An 18,221-nucleotide genomic window follows, 5' to 3' on the forward strand; every position below is an offset into this window, starting at 1 on the left:
TGTTTTATTTTATCCCATAATCTCATAGCTAATCCCTTATATTATACAGTTGTACGCGGGGTTTTTCAACGCCATTTTACCGAAAATCCCGAAAAACCTTACCGGGCCCGCGCCAGCGCCGCGCAGAGCACCTCCTTCGCCCCCGCTGAGCGCAGCACTCTGGCGCATTCGGAGAAGGTGGAACCGGTGGTGATGATGTCGTCCACGAGCAGCACCCGTTTGTCCCGCACCAGCTCCGGCTCCACCGCGGCATAGGCGCCCAGCACATTGGCCCGGCGCCGCGCCTCCCCCTCCAGCCGGGACTGCACGGCGGTATCCCGGCCCTTGCGCAGCGTCTCCACCGCCACATCCCCCAGCTCCAGCGCCGCGGCGGCGCAGAGCAGGAAGGCCTGGTCGTAGCCCCGCTCGCGCCGGCGCTCCCGGGACAACGGCACCCAGGAGATCAGGTCATACCGGTCCGCCAGATGGTCGCGGACACACTGGGCCAGCAGCCTGCCGTAAGCCCGGTGGTAAGCCTGCCGCCCCTTGAATTTGTACCGGTGCAGGGAATCCCGCACCGCCCCCTGATACCGCAGGGGCGAGACACACAGGGCAAACCATTCCCCGTCCTGCTCCGCATCCGCCCCCTCCAGCCAGGGCAGCGTCCGCCGGCATTGGGCGCACAGGTCCCGCTCACGCGCGGCCAGCACCCTGCCGCAGAACACGCAGCGGGGCGGGAAGAGGAGGTCCAGCAGCAGCCGCGCCGGGCCGTTCATTTCCCATCCTCCGGCGGGATGGGCCCGTGCTCCTTTTCAAATTCCCGGATACAGCTCTGGATCAGGTAGAGGATCTGTCCGCTCATCGAACGGCCCTCGTAGGCCGCCACGTATTGGATCTTGTCGTGAAGGGCCTTGTCCGTGCGGATACTCAGGTGATTGGTCTTTTCCATATGTTCTGCCTCTCCTCATCCTCAGGTAAGCAAAGCATACCGTCTGCATAAGCTTTTAGTTTATTCTTAGCGCATTTTTACGGCGCAAAATTTGTAGATTTCCCTCGTTTCCAAGACAGCGCCGTACCGGGCGGACGCTTCCTGTCCGCCATAGGCCGCGGCCTGTCCCGAACAGCGGCAAGGCCATGGTTCCAGCCGCTCACGCCGTCCCCCCGGCCAGACGCCAGCGCAGTCCGGAGTAGCGCCGCTGCTGGCGGTCGTTGGCGGTCATGCGCGCCACCACCTCCTCGTCGCCCACGATGATGAGCAGCTCCCGGGCCCGGGTGATGGCGGTGTAGAGCACCCCGCGGGTGAGCAGCATGGGCGCGCCGTCGCAGGCGGCCAGGATCACCGCCCGATACTCGCTGCCCTGGGCCTTGTGGACGGTGATGGCGTAAGCGCTCTCCAGCTCTCCCAGCATGTCGGGGGTATACTCCACCACCCGGCCCTCAAAGTCCACGGTGATGGTCTCGCTGCGGTTATCCACCGCCTCCACCCGTCCGATATCCCCATTGAACACGCCCATGCCCGAGCTCAGGCCGTTTTTCTCCCGCCACATCACGTCGTAATTGTTGCGCACCTGCATGACCCGGTCGCCCTCCCGGAAGATCGACTCCCCGAAACGGCGCTCCGGTTTTCCTTCGCCCGGCGGGTTGACCGCCGCCTGGATGGCACGGTTGAGAGCCGCGGTGCCCGCCTGGCGCCTGCGGGTAGGCGAGAGCACCTGGATCTGCTCCGGCGGGATGCCCATGTTCTTGGGCAGGCGGGTGCGCACCAGCTCCACGATGGTCTCGGCCGCCCGCTGAGGCTCTTTCCGGCGCAGGAAGAAAAAGTCCCCCTTATTGTCCCGCAGATCGGGCAGCTCGCCCCGGTTGACCCCGTGGGCGCTGCGGATGATGGCGCTCTCGGCGGCCTGACGGAAGATCTCGGTCAGGCGCACCATGGGCACCGCCCGGCTGCGGATGAGGTCGGAAAACAGATTGCCCGGTCCCACGCTGGGCAGCTGGTCCGCGTCCCCCACCAGGATCAGCCGGCAGTCGTCCCGCAGGGCGCACAGCAGCGCCCGCATCAGGGTGATATCCACCATAGAGGTCTCGTCCACAATGACCGCGTCCGCTTTCAGGGGGTCCTGTTCGTCGTGGGCGAAGACCAGACGGCCGGAATGGGGGTCATACTGGGTCTCCAGCAGGCGGTGGATGGTGGCCGCCTCCATGCCGCACAGCTCTCCCAGCCGCTTGGCCGCGCGGCCGGTGGGAGCGGCCAGTGCCGTTTCCAGGCCCAGCGCCTCAAAGAGCGCCAGCACGCCCCGCAGGGAGGTGGTCTTTCCGGTCCCGGGGCCGCCGGTGAGCAGCATTACCTGCCGCTGCGCCGCCAGCTCCACGGCCTGACGCTGCTGAGGGGCGTAAACAATGCCCTGCTCGCTCTGGATCTTCCCAATGAGCCGATCCAGCCCGGGGGGAGGGACCAGCTCGCCCTCCGCCAGGCCGCGGATGCGCCAGGCGACGTACTGCTCGGCCTCGTACAGGTCGCGGAGGTAGACGGCCTGCTCTCCCGCCACCGGCTCCTGGATCGCCTCGCCCCGCTCCAGAAGGGCCTCCAGGCCGTCCTCCAGGGCCTCCTCCTCCACGCCGATGAGCTGCGCGGTGGCCCACAGAAGTTTGCGCCGGGGCAGAAAGGTGTGCCCGTTGTCCAGATTGTGGGTCAGCTCGAACAGGAGCCCCGCCTCAATGCGCTGGGGGTCGTCCCCCTCCATGCCAAGGTCCAGCGCCAGGCTGTCGGCCGTGGCGAACGCCACCCCCAACTCCCCGTCCACCAGCAAGTAGGGATTGGCCCGCACCGCCTCGAGCGCCTGGTCGCCATAGCGGCGGTACAGGGGCATGGCCAGCTGGAGCGGCACGTCGTGCGCGCCCAGAAATTCCAGCAGGCGGCGCATGCCCATCTGAAGCCGGAAGTTCTCCCCCATCGCCAACGCCCGCTTGCGGGTGACGCCATGGATGGCGGTGAGCCGCTCCGGATGCTCCTCCAGAACGGTGAGGGCCTCGGCCCCAAATTCCTCCACCATCCGCCGGGCGGTGGCCGCGCCGATCCCCCGGACCGCGCCGGAGGCGAGATACTCAAAAATGGCCTTCTCTCCGGCGGGCATGCGCCGCTCCACCGTCTCCGCCTTGAACTGCTCTCCATAGGAGGCATGGCGCATCCAGGTCCCCCGGACCGTGATACGCTCGCCGGGGGCCACGCCGGGCAGACAGCCCACCACCGTCACGCCCCCGGACTCCCCCGCGTCCAGCCTGAGCACCGTGTAGCCGTTCTCCCGGTTCTGGTAGATCACGGCTTCCACGGTCCCCTCGATGAGATTCCATTCCGCCTCCTGCATGGGCCGCCCTCTCCTTTCCAGGGACTGTGCAAAACGAAGACAGCCCCCACTCAGAAGATTGTAACACCGGAAGGCCGATTTGTCGAACCCCGGAAAAGCGCCGTCCCCACCCGCCTGCGCGGGCCGGCGGGAGCGGCTGCAGCCGGCAGGGCAAAAAAACGCAGCAGGCCGGAGCGGCCGCAGATCGTTCCGCGCGCTCCGGACGGGAGCGCAGGCTCCGCGCCGTGCCGGACAGCGCGATTCACCGGTTCCCTATGTACTCGGACAAACGCTCCATGGGGCAGACCACCAGTCCCCGATCCCGGGCCAGCAGAGCGCTGGCCGCCGCCCGGCCCGCGGCGTTGAGCCCGCCGTCGGCGATCACAATGGTGAACCGCGCCAGCTCGCCGCCCCGCAGCCACAAAAGCCCCTTCACATCCTGCTCCAGGTTGGCCCCGTCGCCGCTGGCGGGGATCACGGCGTACACGCCGCCGCTCCCCACAGGGCACACCAGCCGGCCGAACAGGACCCAGCCCAGTCCCAGCAGCCCCGCCGCCGCCAGCAGGATCAGCACTACCTCCAAAATGGGATTCAACGCCCTCACCTCCAGGCCATTCTATGCCGGAGGGCGCGGCAATGACAGCCGCCGGGCGCTCAGTGGATGGTGGCCACCACCATCCCCGTGGCCAGCGTCATGATGAGCCCGGCGGTGACCACGCCCAAAAAGATGGAGGGCAGCGCACGGCGCAGGGGCATGTCCAGGAAGGCCGCCGCCAGCGCGCCCGTCCAGGCCCCGGTGCCCGGCAGGGGGATGGCCACGAAGACAAACAGCCCCAGATATTTGTATTTGCTCACCTTGCGGCCCTTCAAATGGGCTTTGCGCTCCAGTTTGTCCACCAGGCGGTTGAGCTTGGGGAAACGGCGGCGCAGCCACAGAAAGATCCGGCGGATATAGACGATGATGAACGGCACGGGGATCAGATTGCCCACCACCGCGGCGCACAGGGCCGCCCAGGGGGGCAGGCCCAGCGCCGTGCCGAAGGGGACGCCGCCCCGCAGTTCGATCACCGGGATCATGGAGACCAGCAGGGTAAAGACCATCTCCCCCAGCCGGCTGTCCGTCAGCCATTGCAGCAGATTCACGCAGAACACCTCTCAGACGTGCTGGCACCGGCTTGCGCACCATACCCGTAAGGCTATGGCGCGGCCGCCGCGCGGATAAGCCGCACCGCGGTTTGCTCAGCAGAGCTTATTGTATCATAAGTCCGGCGCGGATAACATTAAGTTTTTGTGAAAAACCCCGCTCAACCTTCCTCCTGCAGAAACGGCGGGACGCTGCGGGGCGGCAAAAGCCGCTTTGCCGAACGTCCAACTTCCTCTTGTCCCCGCCTGCGCCCAGTGATATAATATTCCGACTTCATTTGAGAAAAGGGGCTGGCCGCTATGACCTATCAAGAAGAATTCATCACCTTTATGGTGCGCTCCGGCGTTCTCACCTTTGGGGACTTCACTACCAAATCCGGGCGCAGGACCCCCTACTTTATCAACACTGGCAACTACAGGACCGGCGCCCAGGCCGCCAAGCTGGGGGATTACTACGCCGCCTGTATCCAGCAGAACCTGCCCGACGGGGCGGACTGCCTGTTCGGCCCCGCCTATAAGGGCATCCCCCTGGCGGTGTCCGCCGCCGCATCGCTGTACCGCAATTACGGCCGCGATCTGCCCTACTGCTTCAACCGCAAGGAGGCCAAGGACCACGGCGAGGGCGGCTGCATGGTGGGCTACAAGCCTCAGGACGGGGACAAGCTCGTCATCGTAGAGGACGTGGTCACCGCGGGTACCGCCGTGCGGGAGTCCATCGAGCTGTTCAAACATGTGGCCGACGTGAAGATGCGCGCCCTCATCGTCTCCGTGGACCGGATGGAGCGCGGCACCCGGGACTGCTCCACCCTGGACGAGCTGCGGGAGGACTACGGCATCGCCGTGTACCCCATCGTCACCGTACGGGAGATCCTCTCCTTCCTCCACAACCGCCCCGTGGACGGCAAAATTGTTATTGACGACGCCGTGAAGGCCCGCATGGAAGCCTATCTGGAGCAGTACGGCGCCAGAGGCTGATTTTGGGGTATCCTATGGAGAGGAGGTCCGGTATGGGCGCTCACGACGGTCACCGCAGCCGGTTGAAAACGGAGTTTCTGGCCCGCCCGGACTCCTTTCCCGACCACAAGCTGCTGGAGCTGCTGCTGTTCTACGCCAACCCCCGAAGCGACACTAACCCGCTGGCCCATACCCTGTTGGAGCAATTCGGCTCCCTGGCGGGCGTACTGGACGCAACGCCGGAGCAGCTGCAAAAGGTCCCCGGCGTGGGGACGCACGCCGCCGTGCTCTTCAAGGCGGCAAAGGAGCTCTCCGGCCGCTATCTGGCGGGGCGCACCCGTATGGACGTGGTCGCCCAGGGCAGCCGGGACTATTATCCCATCCTGCGCCCCTATTTCTTCGGGGCGCGGAACGAGCAGGTCTATCTGCTGTGCATGGACGGCAAGCAGAAGGTGCTGGGGGTACGCAAGATCGGCGAAGGCAACGTGAACGCCGTGGCGGTGACCACCCGCCTGATCGTGGAGGCGGCGCTCTCCCTGAACGCCGTTCGGGTGGTGCTCTCCCACAATCACGTCTCCGGGCTGGCGTTTCCCTCGGAGGACGACATCGCCACCACCTACAGCCTGCAGGGCATACTGGGACAGGTCGGGGTGACGCTGTGCGATCATCTGGTCTTTGTGGATGACGACATGGTCTCCCTCCGGGACAGCGGCTTCTACAAAACCGAGGAAGCCTGAAAATAAGGCTTGCAATAGAACATTTGTTTTGCTAGAATGGATGTACGAATACGGACGGGAGGAGGGGGCGGCATGCCGAAATTCGAAGTGGTCAGCGAATATACTCCGGCGGGCGACCAGCCGGAGGCCATCGAAGCGCTGGCCGCAGGACTGGAAAACGGGCTGAACGAGCAGACGCTTCTGGGCGTCACCGGCTCGGGCAAGACGTTCACCATGGCCAAGGTGATCGAGGCCGTCCAGCGTCCCACCCTGGTGCTGGCCCACAACAAGACCCTGGCCGCCCAGCTGTGCGCCGAATTCAAGGAATTCTTCCCCCACAACGCGGTGGAGTATTTTGTGTCCTACTACGATTACTACCAGCCCGAGGCCTATATTCCCCATACGGATACCTTTATCGAGAAGGACTCCGCCATCAACGAGGAGATCGACCGGCTGCGCCTGTCCGCCACCGCTTCTCTGATGGAGCGGCGGGACGTGATCGTGGTGTCCTCGGTCTCCTGTATCTATGGCCTGGGCGAGCCGGAGGACTTTGCTAAAATGATGGTCTCCCTCCGGGTGGGGGCCTCAATGGAGCGGGATGAACTGCTGAAAAAGCTCATCGCCATCCGCTACGAACGCAACGACATCGCCTTTGAGCGCAACATGTTCCGGGTCCGGGGGGACACGGTGGAGATCTTTCCCGCCTACTGGCAGGACTCCGCCATCCGGGTGGAGTTCTTCGGGGACGAGATCGACCGCATCAGCGAGATCAACGTGGTCACCGGCGCGCCCATCCGCCGTCTGGAGAACATCCCCGTCTGGCCCGCCACGCACTACGTCACGCCCAAGGAAAAAATGGACGCCGCCGTTCAGGAGATCTACCGGGAGCTGGAGGAGCGGGTGGCTTTTTTCGAGGCCAACAACCAGCTCATCGAGGCCCAGCGCATCAAGCAGCGCACCATGTACGACGTGGAGATGATGCAGGAGCTGGGCTACTGCTCCGGGATCGAGAATTACTCCCGGGTCATCGAGGGCCGCCCGGTGGGCTCTCCCCCCCACACTCTGCTGGATTATTTCCCCAGAGATTTTGTGCTTTTCATTGACGAGTCCCACGTGACCCTGCCTCAGGTGCGGGCCATGTACAACGGCGACCGCGCCCGCAAGACGACCCTGGTGGACTACGGCTTCCGCCTGCCCTGCGCCTTCGACAACCGGCCTCTGAAATTTGAGGAGTTTGAAAAGCGGCTCCATCAAGTGGTCTACGTCTCCGCCACGCCCGGCGAGTACGAACGCTCCCGCTCGGGGCAGATCGTGGAGCAGGTCATCCGGCCCACAGGCCTGCTGGACCCAAGGATCGAGGTGCGCCCGGTGGAGGGGCAGATCGACGACCTGATTGGGGAGATCAACGAGCGCACCCAGCACGCCGAGCGGGTACTGGTCACCACCCTCACCAAAAAGATGGCGGAGGACCTGACCAATTACCTGAAAAACGCAGGCATCAAGGTCCGCTACATGCACCACGACATCGACACCATCGAGCGCATGGAGATCATCCGCGACCTGCGCCTGGGCACATTTGACGTGCTGGTGGGCATCAACCTGCTGCGGGAGGGACTGGACCTGCCGGAGGTGAGCCTGGTGGCCATTCTGGACGCAGACAAGGAGGGCTTTCTCCGCAGCGAGACCTCCCTCATCCAGACCATCGGCCGCGCGGCCCGAAACGCGGAGGGCATGGTGGTCATGTATGCCGACAAGATCACGCCCTCCATGCGCCGGGCCATCGATGAGACCGAGCGCAGGCGCGCCAAACAGGATGCCTTCAACCAGGCCCACGGCATCGTCCCCAAAACCATCATCAAGAGCGTCCGGGACGTGATCGACCTGTCTCAGGGGGAGGATTCCTCCAGGGAGTACGACCCCGACGCGCTTTCGCTCACCAAACCGCAGCGCATGGAGGCCATCGCCAAATTGGAAAAAGAGATGCGGGAAGCCGCCAAACTGTTGGAATTCGAATATGCTGCCATTCTCCGCGATAAGATCGTCAAGCTCCGGGGCGAGTAAGCTTCCCGCAGCTCTTTGGGGCCCCGCACAGCGGGGCGGCGCCTGCGCCGCACAAGCGTTTTGCCTCAGGCAAACCCTTGGCGCAGGGCCGATTTACTCGGCCCGAGCACGTCAGGTACATTCGGGGGTCCCCGGGCGGCGGACGCCGCGCGGGGCGATGCGGGAAGCCGCCAAACTGTTGGAATTCGAATATGCCGCCATTCTCCGTGATAAGATCGTCAAGCTCCGGGGCGAGTGAGCTTCCCGCAGCTCTTTGGGGCCCCGCACAGCGGGGCGGCGCCTGCGCCGCACAAGCGTTTTGCCTCAGGCAAACCCTTGGCGCAGGGCCGATTTACTCGGCCCGAGCACGTCAGGTGCATTCGGGGGTCCCCGGGCGGCGGACGCCGCGCGGGGCGATGCGGGAAGCCGCCAAACTGTTGGAATTCGAATATGCCGCCATTCTCCGCGATAAGATCGTCAAGCTCCGGGGCGAGTGAGCTTCCATTCAGAAAGAAGAGGGTTCCGCCATGCAATCTGTTATTTTAGGTAAAACCGGACTGAACGTCTCCCGGCTCTCCTTCGGGGGCATCCCCATCCAGCGCGCCGACGCGGCCAACACCCGCGCGGTGGTGGATCAACTGGAACAACACGGCGTCAACTTTCTCGACACCGCACGGGGCTATACCGTCTCGGAGGACTATCTGGGCGCGGCGCTGGAGGGCCGCCGGGATCATTTCATCCTGGCCACCAAAAGCATGTCCCGGGACTACGCCGGCATGCAGAAGGACATCGACGCCAGCCTTGCAGACCTGCGTACCGGCCATATCGAGCTCTACCAGCTCCACAACCTGTCGGAGCGCGACTTTGACCGGGCATTCGGCCCCGAGGGGGCGTACCGCGCCCTGGCGGAAGCCAAGGCCGCCGGCAAGATCGGGCATATCGGCGTGACCACCCACAGCGCAGACGCCCTGCGCCGCCTGGTGGAGGAATACGGCGACCGTCTTGAAACGGTCATGTTTCCCTATAATATCGTGGAGACCCAGGGGCACGACGTGCTCGCCCAGGCCCAAAAACGGGGGATCGGCACCATCGCCATGAAGCCCTTGGCAGGGGGCAATCTGGAGGACGCCGCCCTGGCCCTTCGCTTCATCGCCGCCGCCGGGGTATGCGACGTGATCCTGGCGGGGATGGGCGCGCCGGAGGAAGTGGCCCGGAACGCCGCCGTAGACCTCTCCGCCCCCTTTACCGCGGCGGAGCAGGCGCAGGCCGAGGCCATCCGCAAGACCCTGGGCTCCACCTTCTGCCGCCGGTGCGGCTACTGCGCGCCCTGTCCCAACGGCATCGATATCCCCACCAATTTCCTGCTGGCCAACTACCTGCGCCGGTACGGACTGGCGGACTGGGCCCGGGAGCGCTATCAGGCCCTGCGCTACCACGCGGGCTCCTGCGTCCAGTGCGGCGCCTGCGAGCGCCGCTGCCCCTACGGTCTGCCCATCCGGGACATGCTGGGCGGGGTGGCCAAGGATTTTGGTTACTGAGCGGTTGGCCGGCCCTGCGCCCGTCCTGGAGCAACTGGGCATACTGTTGGCGATCTGGGGCCCCTTCCTGACCGGCCTGCTGTCTTTTGCCCTGCTCTGCGTGGCCGCCCGGCCCCGGCCGCCCCGGCGGCTGCGGGTCCTTGCCGGCCTGCCTGGGGCCGGCATCCTGCTTTGGGCCCTGTGGTACTATCTGTTTTAATCCCGCTTCGAAACCCGGCCCGCCGGGGCCGACTGTCGTCACAAAGGAGAACCCAACGATTATGCTCGACCACATTTACGTCAAAGGCGCACGGGAAAACAATCTGAAAAACATCGACGTGGAGATTCCGCGGGACAAGCTGGTGGTGCTCACCGGCGTATCCGGAAGCGGCAAGTCCTCCCTGGCCTTTGAGACCATTTATGCCGAGGGCCAGCGCCGGTACGTGGAGTCCCTCAGCTCCTACGCCCGCATGTTCCTGGGTCAGATGGAGAAGCCCGACGTGGACTATATCGACGGCCTGTCCCCCGCCATTTCCATCGACCAGAAGACCACCTCCAAAAACCCCCGCTCCACCGTGGGTACCGTCACCGAGATCTACGACTATCTGCGCCTTCTGTGGGCCCGGGTAGGCACGCCCCACTGCCCCAAGTGCGGCAAGGAGATTCAGCAGCAGACCATCGACCAGATCATCGACCAGGTGATGACCCTGCCCGAAGCCACCCGGGTACAGGTGCTCGCCCCCGTGGTGCGCGCCCGGAAGGGGGAACACCAGAAGCTCTTTGAGGACGCCCGCAAGTCCGGCTATGTCCGGGTACGGGTGGACGCTTCCCTGTATGACCTGAGCGAGGAGATCAAGCTGGACAAGAACAGGAAGCACAACATCGAAGTGGTCGTGGACCGGCTGGTCATCCGGCAGGACATCGCCCGCCGCCTGACCGACAGTGTGGAGACCGCCTCCGCCCTGGCGGGCGGCCTGGTCATCCTCAACATCGTGAACGAGGACCGTGATATCCTGTTTTCCCAAAATTATGCCTGTGAGGACTGCGGCATCTCCATTGAGGAACTCACGCCCCGCATGTTTTCCTTCAACAATCCCTACGGCGCCTGCCCCACCTGCACCGGACTGGGCGCACAGCTGAAGGTGGACCCGGACCTCATCCTCCCCAACAAAAAGCTCTCCATCCTGGAGGGGGCCATCACCGCCTCCGGCTGGAACAACATCAAGGGCGATTCCATCTCCCGCATGTACTTTGACGCCCTGGCCAAAAAGTACGGCTTCAAGCTCAGCACGCCGGTGGAAGAGCTGCCCGCGGAGATCCTGGATCGGATCCTCTACGGCACCCAGGGGGAAAAACTCAAGCTGACCTACGAGCGCGGCAACGGGCAGGGGACCCTGTACCAGGCGTTCGAAGGCGTGGTGAACAATCTGGAGCGCCGCTACCGGGAAACCCAGAGCGACGGTATGCGCCGGGAGCTGGAGGAGTGCATGAGCCAGCGTCCCTGCCCCGACTGCGGCGGAAAACGGCTGAAAAAAGAGGCTCTTGCGGTCACCGTGGGCGGCATCAGCATCCATGATTTCTGTCAGAAACCGGTCACGGAGGCCCTGGACTTCGTAGAACATCTGGAGCTCTCCGCCCAGAAAATGCTCATTGCGGAACGCATCCTGAAGGAGATCAGGTCCCGCCTGGGCTTTCTGCGGTCGGTGGGCCTGCAGTACCTCACCCTGAGCCGGGCGGCGGCCACCCTCTCCGGCGGCGAAAGCCAGCGCATCCGTCTGGCCACCCAGATCGGTTCCTCCCTGATGGGCGTGCTCTATATTCTGGACGAGCCCTCCATCGGCCTGCACCAGCGGGACAACGACATGCTGCTGGACACCATGAAGCACCTGCGGGATCTGGGCAACACCCTGCTGGTGGTGGAACACGACGAGGACACGATGCGCGCGGCCGACTATATCGTGGATATCGGCCCCGGCGCGGGCGTCCATGGCGGCGAGGTGGTGGCCTGCGGCACCGCCGAGGAGATCATGAACGCCCCCGGCTCCCTCACCGGCGACTACCTGTCCGGCCGGAAGAAGATCCCCGTCCCCGCCCAGCGGCGGACCGGCAGCGGCAGGTCTCTGATCATCCGGGGCGCGGCGGAAAATAATCTGAACCAGGTGGACGTGTCCATCCCCCTGGGCACCTTCACCTGTGTCACCGGCGTATCCGGCTCGGGCAAATCCAGCCTGGTCAACGAGATCCTCTATAAAAAGCTGGCCTGCGACCTGAACCACGCCAAATGCCGGGCGGGGAAGCACGAGCGCATCGAGGGCGAGGAATTCCTGGATAAGATCATCGCCATCGATCAATCCCCCATTGGCCGCACGCCCCGCTCCAACCCGGCCACCTATACGGGACTGTTCAACGATATCCGGGATCTGTTCGCCTCCACTCCCGACGCCAAGAGCCGGGGCTACGGCCCGGGGCGCTTCTCCTTCAACGTGCGGGGCGGGCGGTGCGAGGCCTGCCAGGGCGACGGGCTGCTGAAGATCGAGATGCACTTTCTGCCCGATATCTATGTGCCCTGCGAGGTGTGCAAGGGCAAGCGGTACAACCGGGAGACTCTGGAGGTCCGCTACAAGGGCAAAAACATCTATGAAGTGCTGGACATGACGGTGGAGGAGGCTCTCCCCTTCTTTGAGCACCTGCCCAAACTGTACAACAAGCTTCAGACGCTGTATGAGGTAGGGCTCTCCTACGTAAAGCTGGGCCAGCCCTCCACCACCCTTTCCGGCGGCGAGGCCCAGCGGGTCAAGCTGGCCACGGAGCTCTCCAAGCGCTCCACCGGCTCCACCATCTACGTGCTGGACGAGCCCACCACCGGCCTGCACACCGCCGACGTCCACAAGCTGATTGAGGTGCTGCAAAAGCTGGTGGACGCAGGCAACACCGTAGTCGTCATCGAACACAACCTGGATGTCATCAAAACCGCCGATCACATCATCGACCTGGGTCCCGAGGGCGGCGACGGCGGCGGAAGCATTGTGGTAACGGGAACTCCAGAGGAGGTGGCGCAATGCGCCGCCTCCTATACGGGGCAGTATCTCAAACGGATGCTGTGAACCCTACGCGCTGCAACATACAGAAAACGGGCGGCCTGCGGCCGCCCGTTTTTTCCATCTGTCAAACAGTCCCCCTGCGCTCCGATTGTCCTGCGTTCCCGTTGCGGAGGACGGCCGCCCGCAACAGCCCTCTGCCGCTCCTTATTGAGCGTCCAGAGGCAGCGGGCGGGGCGGCCGGGGACCCAGTTCCGTCCGGCAGGTCTCGGCGAGGCCTTCCAGCGCCTCGTCCTGCCGCTCCAGCTCCGCCGAGAGGCCGTCCAGCATACCGCGTACCTGCTCCAGTTCCCCGCCCGCATGGGACAGGGTGGCGTCCATGCTGGTCCGCAGGCGGTCGTACTCGTTCTGGACCCGGCCCAGCCAGTGCTCCACCTGCTCCCGCATCTTTTTGACCCGCTCGGCCGCCTCAGCCTCCACCTGTTCGGCCCGGCAGTGGGCCTCCAGCTCCATACCGGCGGTGCGGTCCTTCACGCTCTCATAGGCTGCGGCGGCGGGCTCCGCCTTGGCAAGCCGCGCCTGGGCGTCGGCCAGGCCGCGCTCGGCCGCTTCGGCCCGTGCGCGGGTCTGCTCCAGCTCGGCACGCAGTGCTTCGGCCTGCTCCTGCGCCTGTTTCTGCTGGGCGGACAACGTCTCCCCCTCGGCGGCAAGGCACTCGGCCCGGTCCTTGGCGGCGGCCAGTTCCTCCTCCAGCTCCGCCCGGGCTTTGGCGCCCTCCTCAAGTTCCCGCTTGAGGGCCTCCAGCTTTTCCTGCTGCTCCCGGCTGCGGCTATCGATAAAGTCCAACACGTCCTGCTTCTGGAAGCCTCCAAAGGCGGCGGTGCGGAACTGCAACTCTCCGGCGCTCATGGCGAACACCCTTTCTCTACAAAAATCGTGTCTATTTTATCACAATTTCCCGGACAGTACAATCATTTCTTCCAATTGACTGGTTCGGAACACAATGATATAATAGGATGATTATGACAACATTAAGGCGAGGGGCGCGTATGTGGCGATCAGATCACTGGAACGAGTATGAACTGCTGGACTGCGGCGCAGGCGAGCGGCTGGAGCGCTGGGGCAAATACCTGCTGGTGCGGCCTGATCCCCAGGCCATCTGGCAGCGGGAGGGCAGCCATCCCGGCTGGAAGCGGCACGACGGACGCTATCAGCGCTCCAGCACCGGCGGGGGCGCATGGGTCAAGAAGGACCTGCCGGAGCGGTGGACGCTGGATTATGGCGCGCTGACCTTCAACATCAAGCCCATGAATTTCAAGCATACCGGTCTGTTCCCCGAACAGGCCGCCAACTGGGACTTCGCCATGCAGGCCATCCGCGCCGCCGGCCGGCCGGTGAGCGTGCTCAACCTGTTCGCCTACACCGGCGCGGCCACCATCGCCTGCGCGGCGGCGGGGGCCAGCGTGTGCCATGTGGACGCGGCGAAGGGCATGGTCTCCTGGGCGCGGGAAAACGCCAAAAGTTCCGGCCTGGAGCAGGCGCCGATCCGCTGGATCGTCGACGACTGCGGCAAATTCGTGGAGCGTGAGATCCGGCGGGGACGCCGGTATGACGCGGTCATCATGGACCCGCCCTCTTATGGCCGCGGCCCATCCGGTGAGATCTGGAAGCTGGAGGAAAACCTGCCCCTTTTTCTGGAGCTGGCGGCCCAGGTGCTCTCCGACGCGCCCATCTTCTTTCTCATCAACTCCTATACCACCGGCCTCTCCCCCTCGGTGCTCACCTATCTGCTGGAGACCATCGTGTCCCGCAGGTACGGCGGCCACACCGAGAGCCAGGAGCTTGGCCTGCCCGTTACCGCCACTGGCCTTTCCCTGCCCTGCGGCGCCACGGGGCGGTGGGTATGCGGCTGAATCGGAGGGAATGCATATGAGTCAGTCCATTATCAAAACGCAGCAGCTCCGCTTTTCCTACGCCGCCGACGAGGGGTCCGTCCCTCCGGTGGTGCTGGACGGGGTAGATCTGGAAATCGCGGAGGGGTCCTTCGTGGCCGTGCTGGGGCATAACGGCTCCGGCAAATCCACCCTGGCCAAGCATATGAACGCCATCCTGCTCCCTACCGGGGGCAAGGTATACGTCAGCGGCATCGATACCGCCGACGAGGACGCTCTGCTGGACATCCGCCGCACCGTGGGCATGGTGTTCCAGAACCCGGACAACCAGATCGTAGCCAACGTGGTGGAGGAGGACGTGGCCTTTGCCCCGGAGAATCTGGGCGTGCCCTCCGAGGAGATCCGCCGCCGGGTGGACGAAGCCCTGCGGCAGGTCGGCATGTACGAATATCGGGAGCATGCCCCTCATCTGCTCTCCGGCGGTCAGAAGCAGCGGGTGGCCATCGCGGGCGTCATCGCCATGCGCCCCCGGTGTATCGTGCTGGACGAGCCCACCGCCATGCTGGACCCCATCGGCCGCAGCGAGGTCATGAAGACCATCCGCGCACTTAACCGCACCAGCGGCGTCACCGTGGTGCTGATTACCCACCACATGGACGAGGCCGCCATGGCCGACCGGCTGGTGGTCATGGCCAAGGGCAAGATCGTCTCCGACGGCCCGCCCCGTCAGGTCTTCCGGCAGGTGGAGGCCCTCAAGTCCGTTGGTCTGACGGTGCCGGAGACCACCGAGCTTTTATGGCAGCTGCGCCAGGCGGGCGTGGACGTTCCCCTGGACGCGCTTTCCGACGAGGAGTGCGCCCAGGCGCTGTACCGGCTGCTGCAATAAGGACCGGGCCGCCCGGCCGGACGGCCCGCGCGGGCGTTACCCTGCGGGGGATGCACCAATTGATAAAGGAATGAAGCCATTTGGAACCGATCATTCAGACGGAAAAGCTCTGTCATATCTACTCGGCCGGTACCCCGTTCGAACGGGGCGCCCTGGTGGACGTGGACTTCACCGCCTACCGCGGAGAGTACCTGGGCATCATCGGCCACACCGGCTCGGGCAAATCCACCCTCATCCAGCACCTCAACGGCCTGCTGAAGCCCACCTCCGGCCGGGTCCTGTTTGAAGGGCGCGACATCTGGGAAACCAAGGAGCGCACCCGGCAGACCCGCTTCCAGGTGGGGCTGGTCTTCCAGTACCCGGAGTACCAGCTGTTTGAGGAGACGGTATACAAGGACATCTCCTTCGGCCCCCGGAATATGGGGCTGGACGCGGGGGAGATCGATCGCCGGGTACGGCAGGCCGCCCAGTTTGTGGGCCTGAAGGACGAGGTGCTGGAGAAGTCCCCCTTCGAGCTCTCCGGCGGCCAGAAGCGCCGGGTGGCCATCGCGGGCGTCATCGCCATGGAGCCCTCCGTGCTCATTCTGGACGAACCCACCGCCGGGCTGGACCCGGTGGGTGTGGAGAACATCCTGCAGAACATCCACGACTACCATACCGCCAAAAACGCCACCATCCTCATCGTCTCCCACTCCATGGAGGAAGTGGCCCGGACGGTGGACCGTCTGGTGGTGGTGGACGACGCGCGCATCCCCTTCTCCGGCTCCCCCCGGGAAGTGTTTGCCCACGGGGACGAGCTGGAGCGCATGGGGCTTGGCGTGCCCGCCATGACCCGGGTGTTCCACCGGCTGAAGGCCCTCGGCGTGGACATCGACCCTTCGGTCTACACCATCGAGCAGGCCAAGTGCGCGGTGCTGGCCGCGCTCAGGCGGAAGGGGGCGGTGTAAATGGCGCTCAAGGATATCACGCTGGGCCAGTATTTCCCCGGAAACACCCTGCTGCACCGGCTGGACCCCCGTACCAAGCTGCTGGGCACCGTGGCCTATATCGTGGCGCTGTTCCTGGCCAAGGGCATCGTGGGCTACGCCGTCCTGCTGGCCGTTCTGGCCGCGCTCATCGCCGTATCCAGGGTGGGGCTGAAGACCATCCTGCGCGGGATGAAGCCCATCCTGGTCATCATCATCATCACCGCCGTGCTCAACCTGTTCTACACCCCCGGAGCGGGGGAGCCCCTGGCCGCCTTCTGGATCTTCAAGATCTATCCGGAGGGCATCTGGGCGGCCGTTTATATGATCCTGCGCATCGCCATGCTCATCGCCTGTACCTTCCTGCTGACCTATACCACTTCCCCCATCCTGCTCACCGACGGGCTGGAAAAGCTGCTGGGACCCCTGAAGGCCATCCGAGTCCCCGTCCATGAGCTGGCCATGATGATGTCCATCGCCCTGCGCTTTATCCCCACGCTGATCGAAGAGACCGACAAGATCATGTCCGCCCAGAAGGCCCGGGGGGCCGATTTCGACACGGGCAGCCTGATGCAGAAAGCCCGGGCCCTGGTGCCTTTGCTGGTGCCTCTGTTCATCTCCGCGTTCCGCCGGGCCGACGAGCTGGCGGTGGCCATGGAGTGCCGCTGCTATCACGGCGGCGAGGGACGCACCCGCCTGCGGGTGCTCCGCTTCCGGGGCGCCGACGTGGCCGCACTGGCCGGCAGCGCGGCTCTGTGCGTGCTGGTAGGCGTGCTGCGGCAGTTCGGGCTTTAGATCCTTGTTTGGGAGCTTGTGCAAACGCCAACCGGCGAGTCCTTGCTCCTCGGTGCGGCCACCCCCGCGCCGCCGCGCCGGGCGCCTGTTTGAATGCCCGCGGAAGGACGAATGGGCGTCGGTCTTGGAACCGGTTCCGGTTCCAAGCCTCGAACGATCCCCAGACCTCTAATTTTAGAAAAAATTAATGTGAGCTTAAACCGCTATGAGGAATATTGCGTTACGATTGATGTATGTAGGCACCGCCTACCACGGCTGGCAGGTCCAGAAAAACGCCGTCTCTGTGGAGGAGACGCTGGAAAAAGCTCTGGCACAGGTGGTGGGCCATCCGGTCAAATGCACCGGGGCAGGCCGCACCGACGCCGGCGTCCATGCCGAAACCTATATCGCCAACTTCCATACCAGCTCCCGCATCCCCTGCGACCGGCTGCCCCTGGCGGTGAATACCCGCCTGCCCGAGGATATCGTGGTGGTCCGGGCCGGCGAGGTAAGCAGCGCGTTCAACGCCATCGGCTCCTGCCTGAAAAAGGAGTACACTTACCGCATCTACAACTCCCGTATCCGCAACGCCTTTCTGGTGGACCGGGTATGGTTCTATCCCAAGCATCTGGACGAGTCCGTCATGGCCCGGGCAGCCGCCCACTTCGTGGGTACCCATGATTTCAAGGCCGTCCAGTCGGTGGGCACCGAGGTGCGCTCCACCGTGCGCACGGTACATTACTTTACCGTTGCGCGCAGGGGCGATCAGATCGACTGCCGGGTCTGTGCCGACGGCTTTCTCTATAACATGGTGCGGGCCATGGTGGGCACCTGCGTCTACGCCGCCGAGGGCAAATTCTCCCCCGATGACGTACCGGCCATCCTGTCCGGCCGCAACCGCACCGCCGCCGGACCCACAGTCCCTCCCGGCGGGTTATATATGACCCAATTGTGGTATGGCGAGGATGTGCCCTAA

Annotated in this window: 17 protein-coding genes; 11 read left to right on the forward strand and 6 right to left on the reverse strand. The window is 64.6% G+C overall.

Annotated elements, in window-relative coordinates:
* Window positions 1-98: 98 nt before the first annotated feature.
* The 5 genes from H8S57_RS01580 to H8S57_RS01600 form a co-directional block, all read right to left on the reverse strand.
* Complete coding sequence (locus tag H8S57_RS01580) at window positions 99-755, reverse strand: ComF family protein (protein ID WP_186906315.1); 657 nt, start codon at window positions 753-755, stop codon at window positions 99-101.
* Window positions 752-928, reverse strand: coding sequence for a type II toxin-antitoxin system antitoxin (locus tag H8S57_RS01585; protein WP_186906316.1), 177 nt, complete (start codon window positions 926-928; stop codon window positions 752-754). The genes H8S57_RS01580 and H8S57_RS01585 overlap by 4 nt, the downstream gene beginning before the upstream one ends.
* Before the next feature lie 199 nt (window positions 929-1,127).
* Window positions 1,128-3,341: an SF1B family DNA helicase RecD2 gene (gene recD2, locus H8S57_RS01590; protein ID WP_186906317.1), complete on the reverse strand. Its 2,214-nt coding sequence runs from the start codon at window positions 3,339-3,341 to the stop codon at window positions 1,128-1,130.
* 241 nt (window positions 3,342-3,582) lie between these two features.
* Window positions 3,583-3,915 carry a hypothetical protein gene (locus tag H8S57_RS01595; protein ID WP_186906318.1) on the reverse strand — a complete coding sequence of 111 codons (333 nt, stop codon included), beginning with the start codon at window positions 3,913-3,915 and terminating at the stop codon, window positions 3,583-3,585.
* A gap of 59 nt (window positions 3,916-3,974) precedes the next feature.
* Window positions 3,975-4,463 carry a COG2426 family protein gene (locus H8S57_RS01600; RefSeq protein WP_369807580.1) on the reverse strand — a complete coding sequence of 163 codons (489 nt, stop codon included), beginning with the start codon at window positions 4,461-4,463 and terminating at the stop codon, window positions 3,975-3,977.
* A gap of 300 nt (window positions 4,464-4,763) precedes the next feature.
* Here H8S57_RS01600 and pyrE point away from each other — a divergent pair, with 300 nt between their 5' ends.
* The 6 genes from pyrE (at window position 4,764) to uvrA (ending at window position 12,794) form a co-directional block, all read left to right on the forward strand.
* Window positions 4,764-5,438: an orotate phosphoribosyltransferase gene (pyrE, locus tag H8S57_RS01605; RefSeq protein ID WP_186906319.1), complete on the forward strand. Its 675-nt coding sequence runs from the start codon at window positions 4,764-4,766 to the stop codon at window positions 5,436-5,438.
* Window positions 5,439-5,470: 32 nt separating this feature from the next.
* Window positions 5,471-6,154, forward strand: coding sequence for a JAB domain-containing protein (locus H8S57_RS01610; protein WP_186906320.1), 684 nt, complete (start codon window positions 5,471-5,473; stop codon window positions 6,152-6,154).
* A 72-nt stretch (window positions 6,155-6,226) separates the two neighbouring features.
* Window positions 6,227-8,194, forward strand: coding sequence for an excinuclease ABC subunit UvrB (uvrB, locus tag H8S57_RS01615; RefSeq protein WP_186906321.1), 1,968 nt, complete (start codon window positions 6,227-6,229; stop codon window positions 8,192-8,194).
* A 506-nt stretch (window positions 8,195-8,700) separates the two neighbouring features.
* Window positions 8,701-9,711, forward strand: coding sequence for an aldo/keto reductase (locus H8S57_RS01620; RefSeq protein WP_186906322.1), 1,011 nt, complete (start codon window positions 8,701-8,703; stop codon window positions 9,709-9,711).
* A complete protein-coding gene (locus tag H8S57_RS01625; RefSeq protein ID WP_186906362.1) occupies window positions 9,701-9,910 on the forward strand; it encodes a hypothetical protein in 210 nt (69 codons plus the stop codon). The genes H8S57_RS01620 and H8S57_RS01625 overlap by 11 nt, the downstream gene beginning before the upstream one ends.
* A gap of 61 nt (window positions 9,911-9,971) precedes the next feature.
* Entirely contained in the window at window positions 9,972-12,794 is a 2,823-nt protein-coding gene (gene uvrA, locus H8S57_RS01630) for an excinuclease ABC subunit UvrA (RefSeq protein WP_186906323.1), read from the forward strand.
* Window positions 12,795-12,935: 141 nt separating this feature from the next.
* Here the strand turns inward: uvrA and H8S57_RS01635 are convergent, their stop codons facing one another.
* The gene (locus tag H8S57_RS01635) at window positions 12,936-13,637 is read right to left on the reverse strand and encodes a hypothetical protein (RefSeq protein ID WP_186906324.1); all 702 of its coding nucleotides are present in this window, start codon (window positions 13,635-13,637) and stop codon (window positions 12,936-12,938) included.
* Between the two features lie 140 nt (window positions 13,638-13,777).
* Here H8S57_RS01635 and H8S57_RS01640 point away from each other — a divergent pair, with 140 nt between their 5' ends.
* From H8S57_RS01640 to truA, 5 genes are all read left to right on the forward strand, one after another.
* On the forward strand, window positions 13,778-14,641 hold the full coding sequence (locus H8S57_RS01640; protein ID WP_186906325.1) for a class I SAM-dependent methyltransferase: 864 nt from the start codon (window positions 13,778-13,780) through the stop codon (window positions 14,639-14,641).
* 16 nt (window positions 14,642-14,657) lie between these two features.
* Complete coding sequence (locus tag H8S57_RS01645) at window positions 14,658-15,506, forward strand: energy-coupling factor transporter ATPase (protein ID WP_186906326.1); 849 nt, start codon at window positions 14,658-14,660, stop codon at window positions 15,504-15,506.
* 80 nt (window positions 15,507-15,586) lie between these two features.
* Entirely contained in the window at window positions 15,587-16,453 is an 867-nt protein-coding gene (locus H8S57_RS01650) for an energy-coupling factor transporter ATPase (RefSeq protein WP_186906327.1), read from the forward strand.
* On the forward strand, window positions 16,454-17,266 hold the full coding sequence (locus H8S57_RS01655) for an energy-coupling factor transporter transmembrane component T family protein (RefSeq protein WP_186906328.1): 813 nt from the start codon (window positions 16,454-16,456) through the stop codon (window positions 17,264-17,266).
* A gap of 205 nt (window positions 17,267-17,471) precedes the next feature.
* Complete coding sequence (gene truA / locus H8S57_RS01660) at window positions 17,472-18,221, forward strand: tRNA pseudouridine(38-40) synthase TruA (RefSeq protein WP_186906329.1); 750 nt, start codon at window positions 17,472-17,474, stop codon at window positions 18,219-18,221.

Origin of the sequence: Lawsonibacter hominis (assembly GCF_014287895.1) — a bacterium.
In the GTDB taxonomy this organism is placed as follows: Bacteria; Bacillota; Clostridia; order Oscillospirales; family Oscillospiraceae; genus Lawsonibacter_A; species Lawsonibacter_A hominis.

Coding starts and splice junctions, on each gene's coding strand:
- H8S57_RS01580 (WP_186906315.1), bottom strand. CDS start 755: ATGAACGGCCCGGCGCGGCTGCTGCTGGACCTCCTCTTCCCGCCCCGC.
- H8S57_RS01585 (WP_186906316.1), bottom strand. CDS start 928: ATGGAAAAGACCAATCACCTGAGTATCCGCACGGACAAGGCCCTTCAC.
- recD2 (WP_186906317.1), bottom strand. CDS start 3,341: ATGCAGGAGGCGGAATGGAATCTCATCGAGGGGACCGTGGAAGCCGTG.
- pyrE (WP_186906319.1), top strand. CDS start 4,764: ATGACCTATCAAGAAGAATTCATCACCTTTATGGTGCGCTCCGGCGTT.
- H8S57_RS01610 (WP_186906320.1), top strand. CDS start 5,471: ATGGGCGCTCACGACGGTCACCGCAGCCGGTTGAAAACGGAGTTTCTG.
- uvrB (WP_186906321.1), top strand. CDS start 6,227: ATGCCGAAATTCGAAGTGGTCAGCGAATATACTCCGGCGGGCGACCAG.
- H8S57_RS01620 (WP_186906322.1), top strand. CDS start 8,701: ATGCAATCTGTTATTTTAGGTAAAACCGGACTGAACGTCTCCCGGCTC.
- uvrA (WP_186906323.1), top strand. CDS start 9,972: ATGCTCGACCACATTTACGTCAAAGGCGCACGGGAAAACAATCTGAAA.
- H8S57_RS01635 (WP_186906324.1), bottom strand. CDS start 13,637: ATGAGCGCCGGAGAGTTGCAGTTCCGCACCGCCGCCTTTGGAGGCTTC.
- H8S57_RS01640 (WP_186906325.1), top strand. CDS start 13,778: ATGTGGCGATCAGATCACTGGAACGAGTATGAACTGCTGGACTGCGGC.
- H8S57_RS01645 (WP_186906326.1), top strand. CDS start 14,658: ATGAGTCAGTCCATTATCAAAACGCAGCAGCTCCGCTTTTCCTACGCC.
- H8S57_RS01655 (WP_186906328.1), top strand. CDS start 16,454: ATGGCGCTCAAGGATATCACGCTGGGCCAGTATTTCCCCGGAAACACC.
- truA (WP_186906329.1), top strand. CDS start 17,472: ATGAGGAATATTGCGTTACGATTGATGTATGTAGGCACCGCCTACCAC.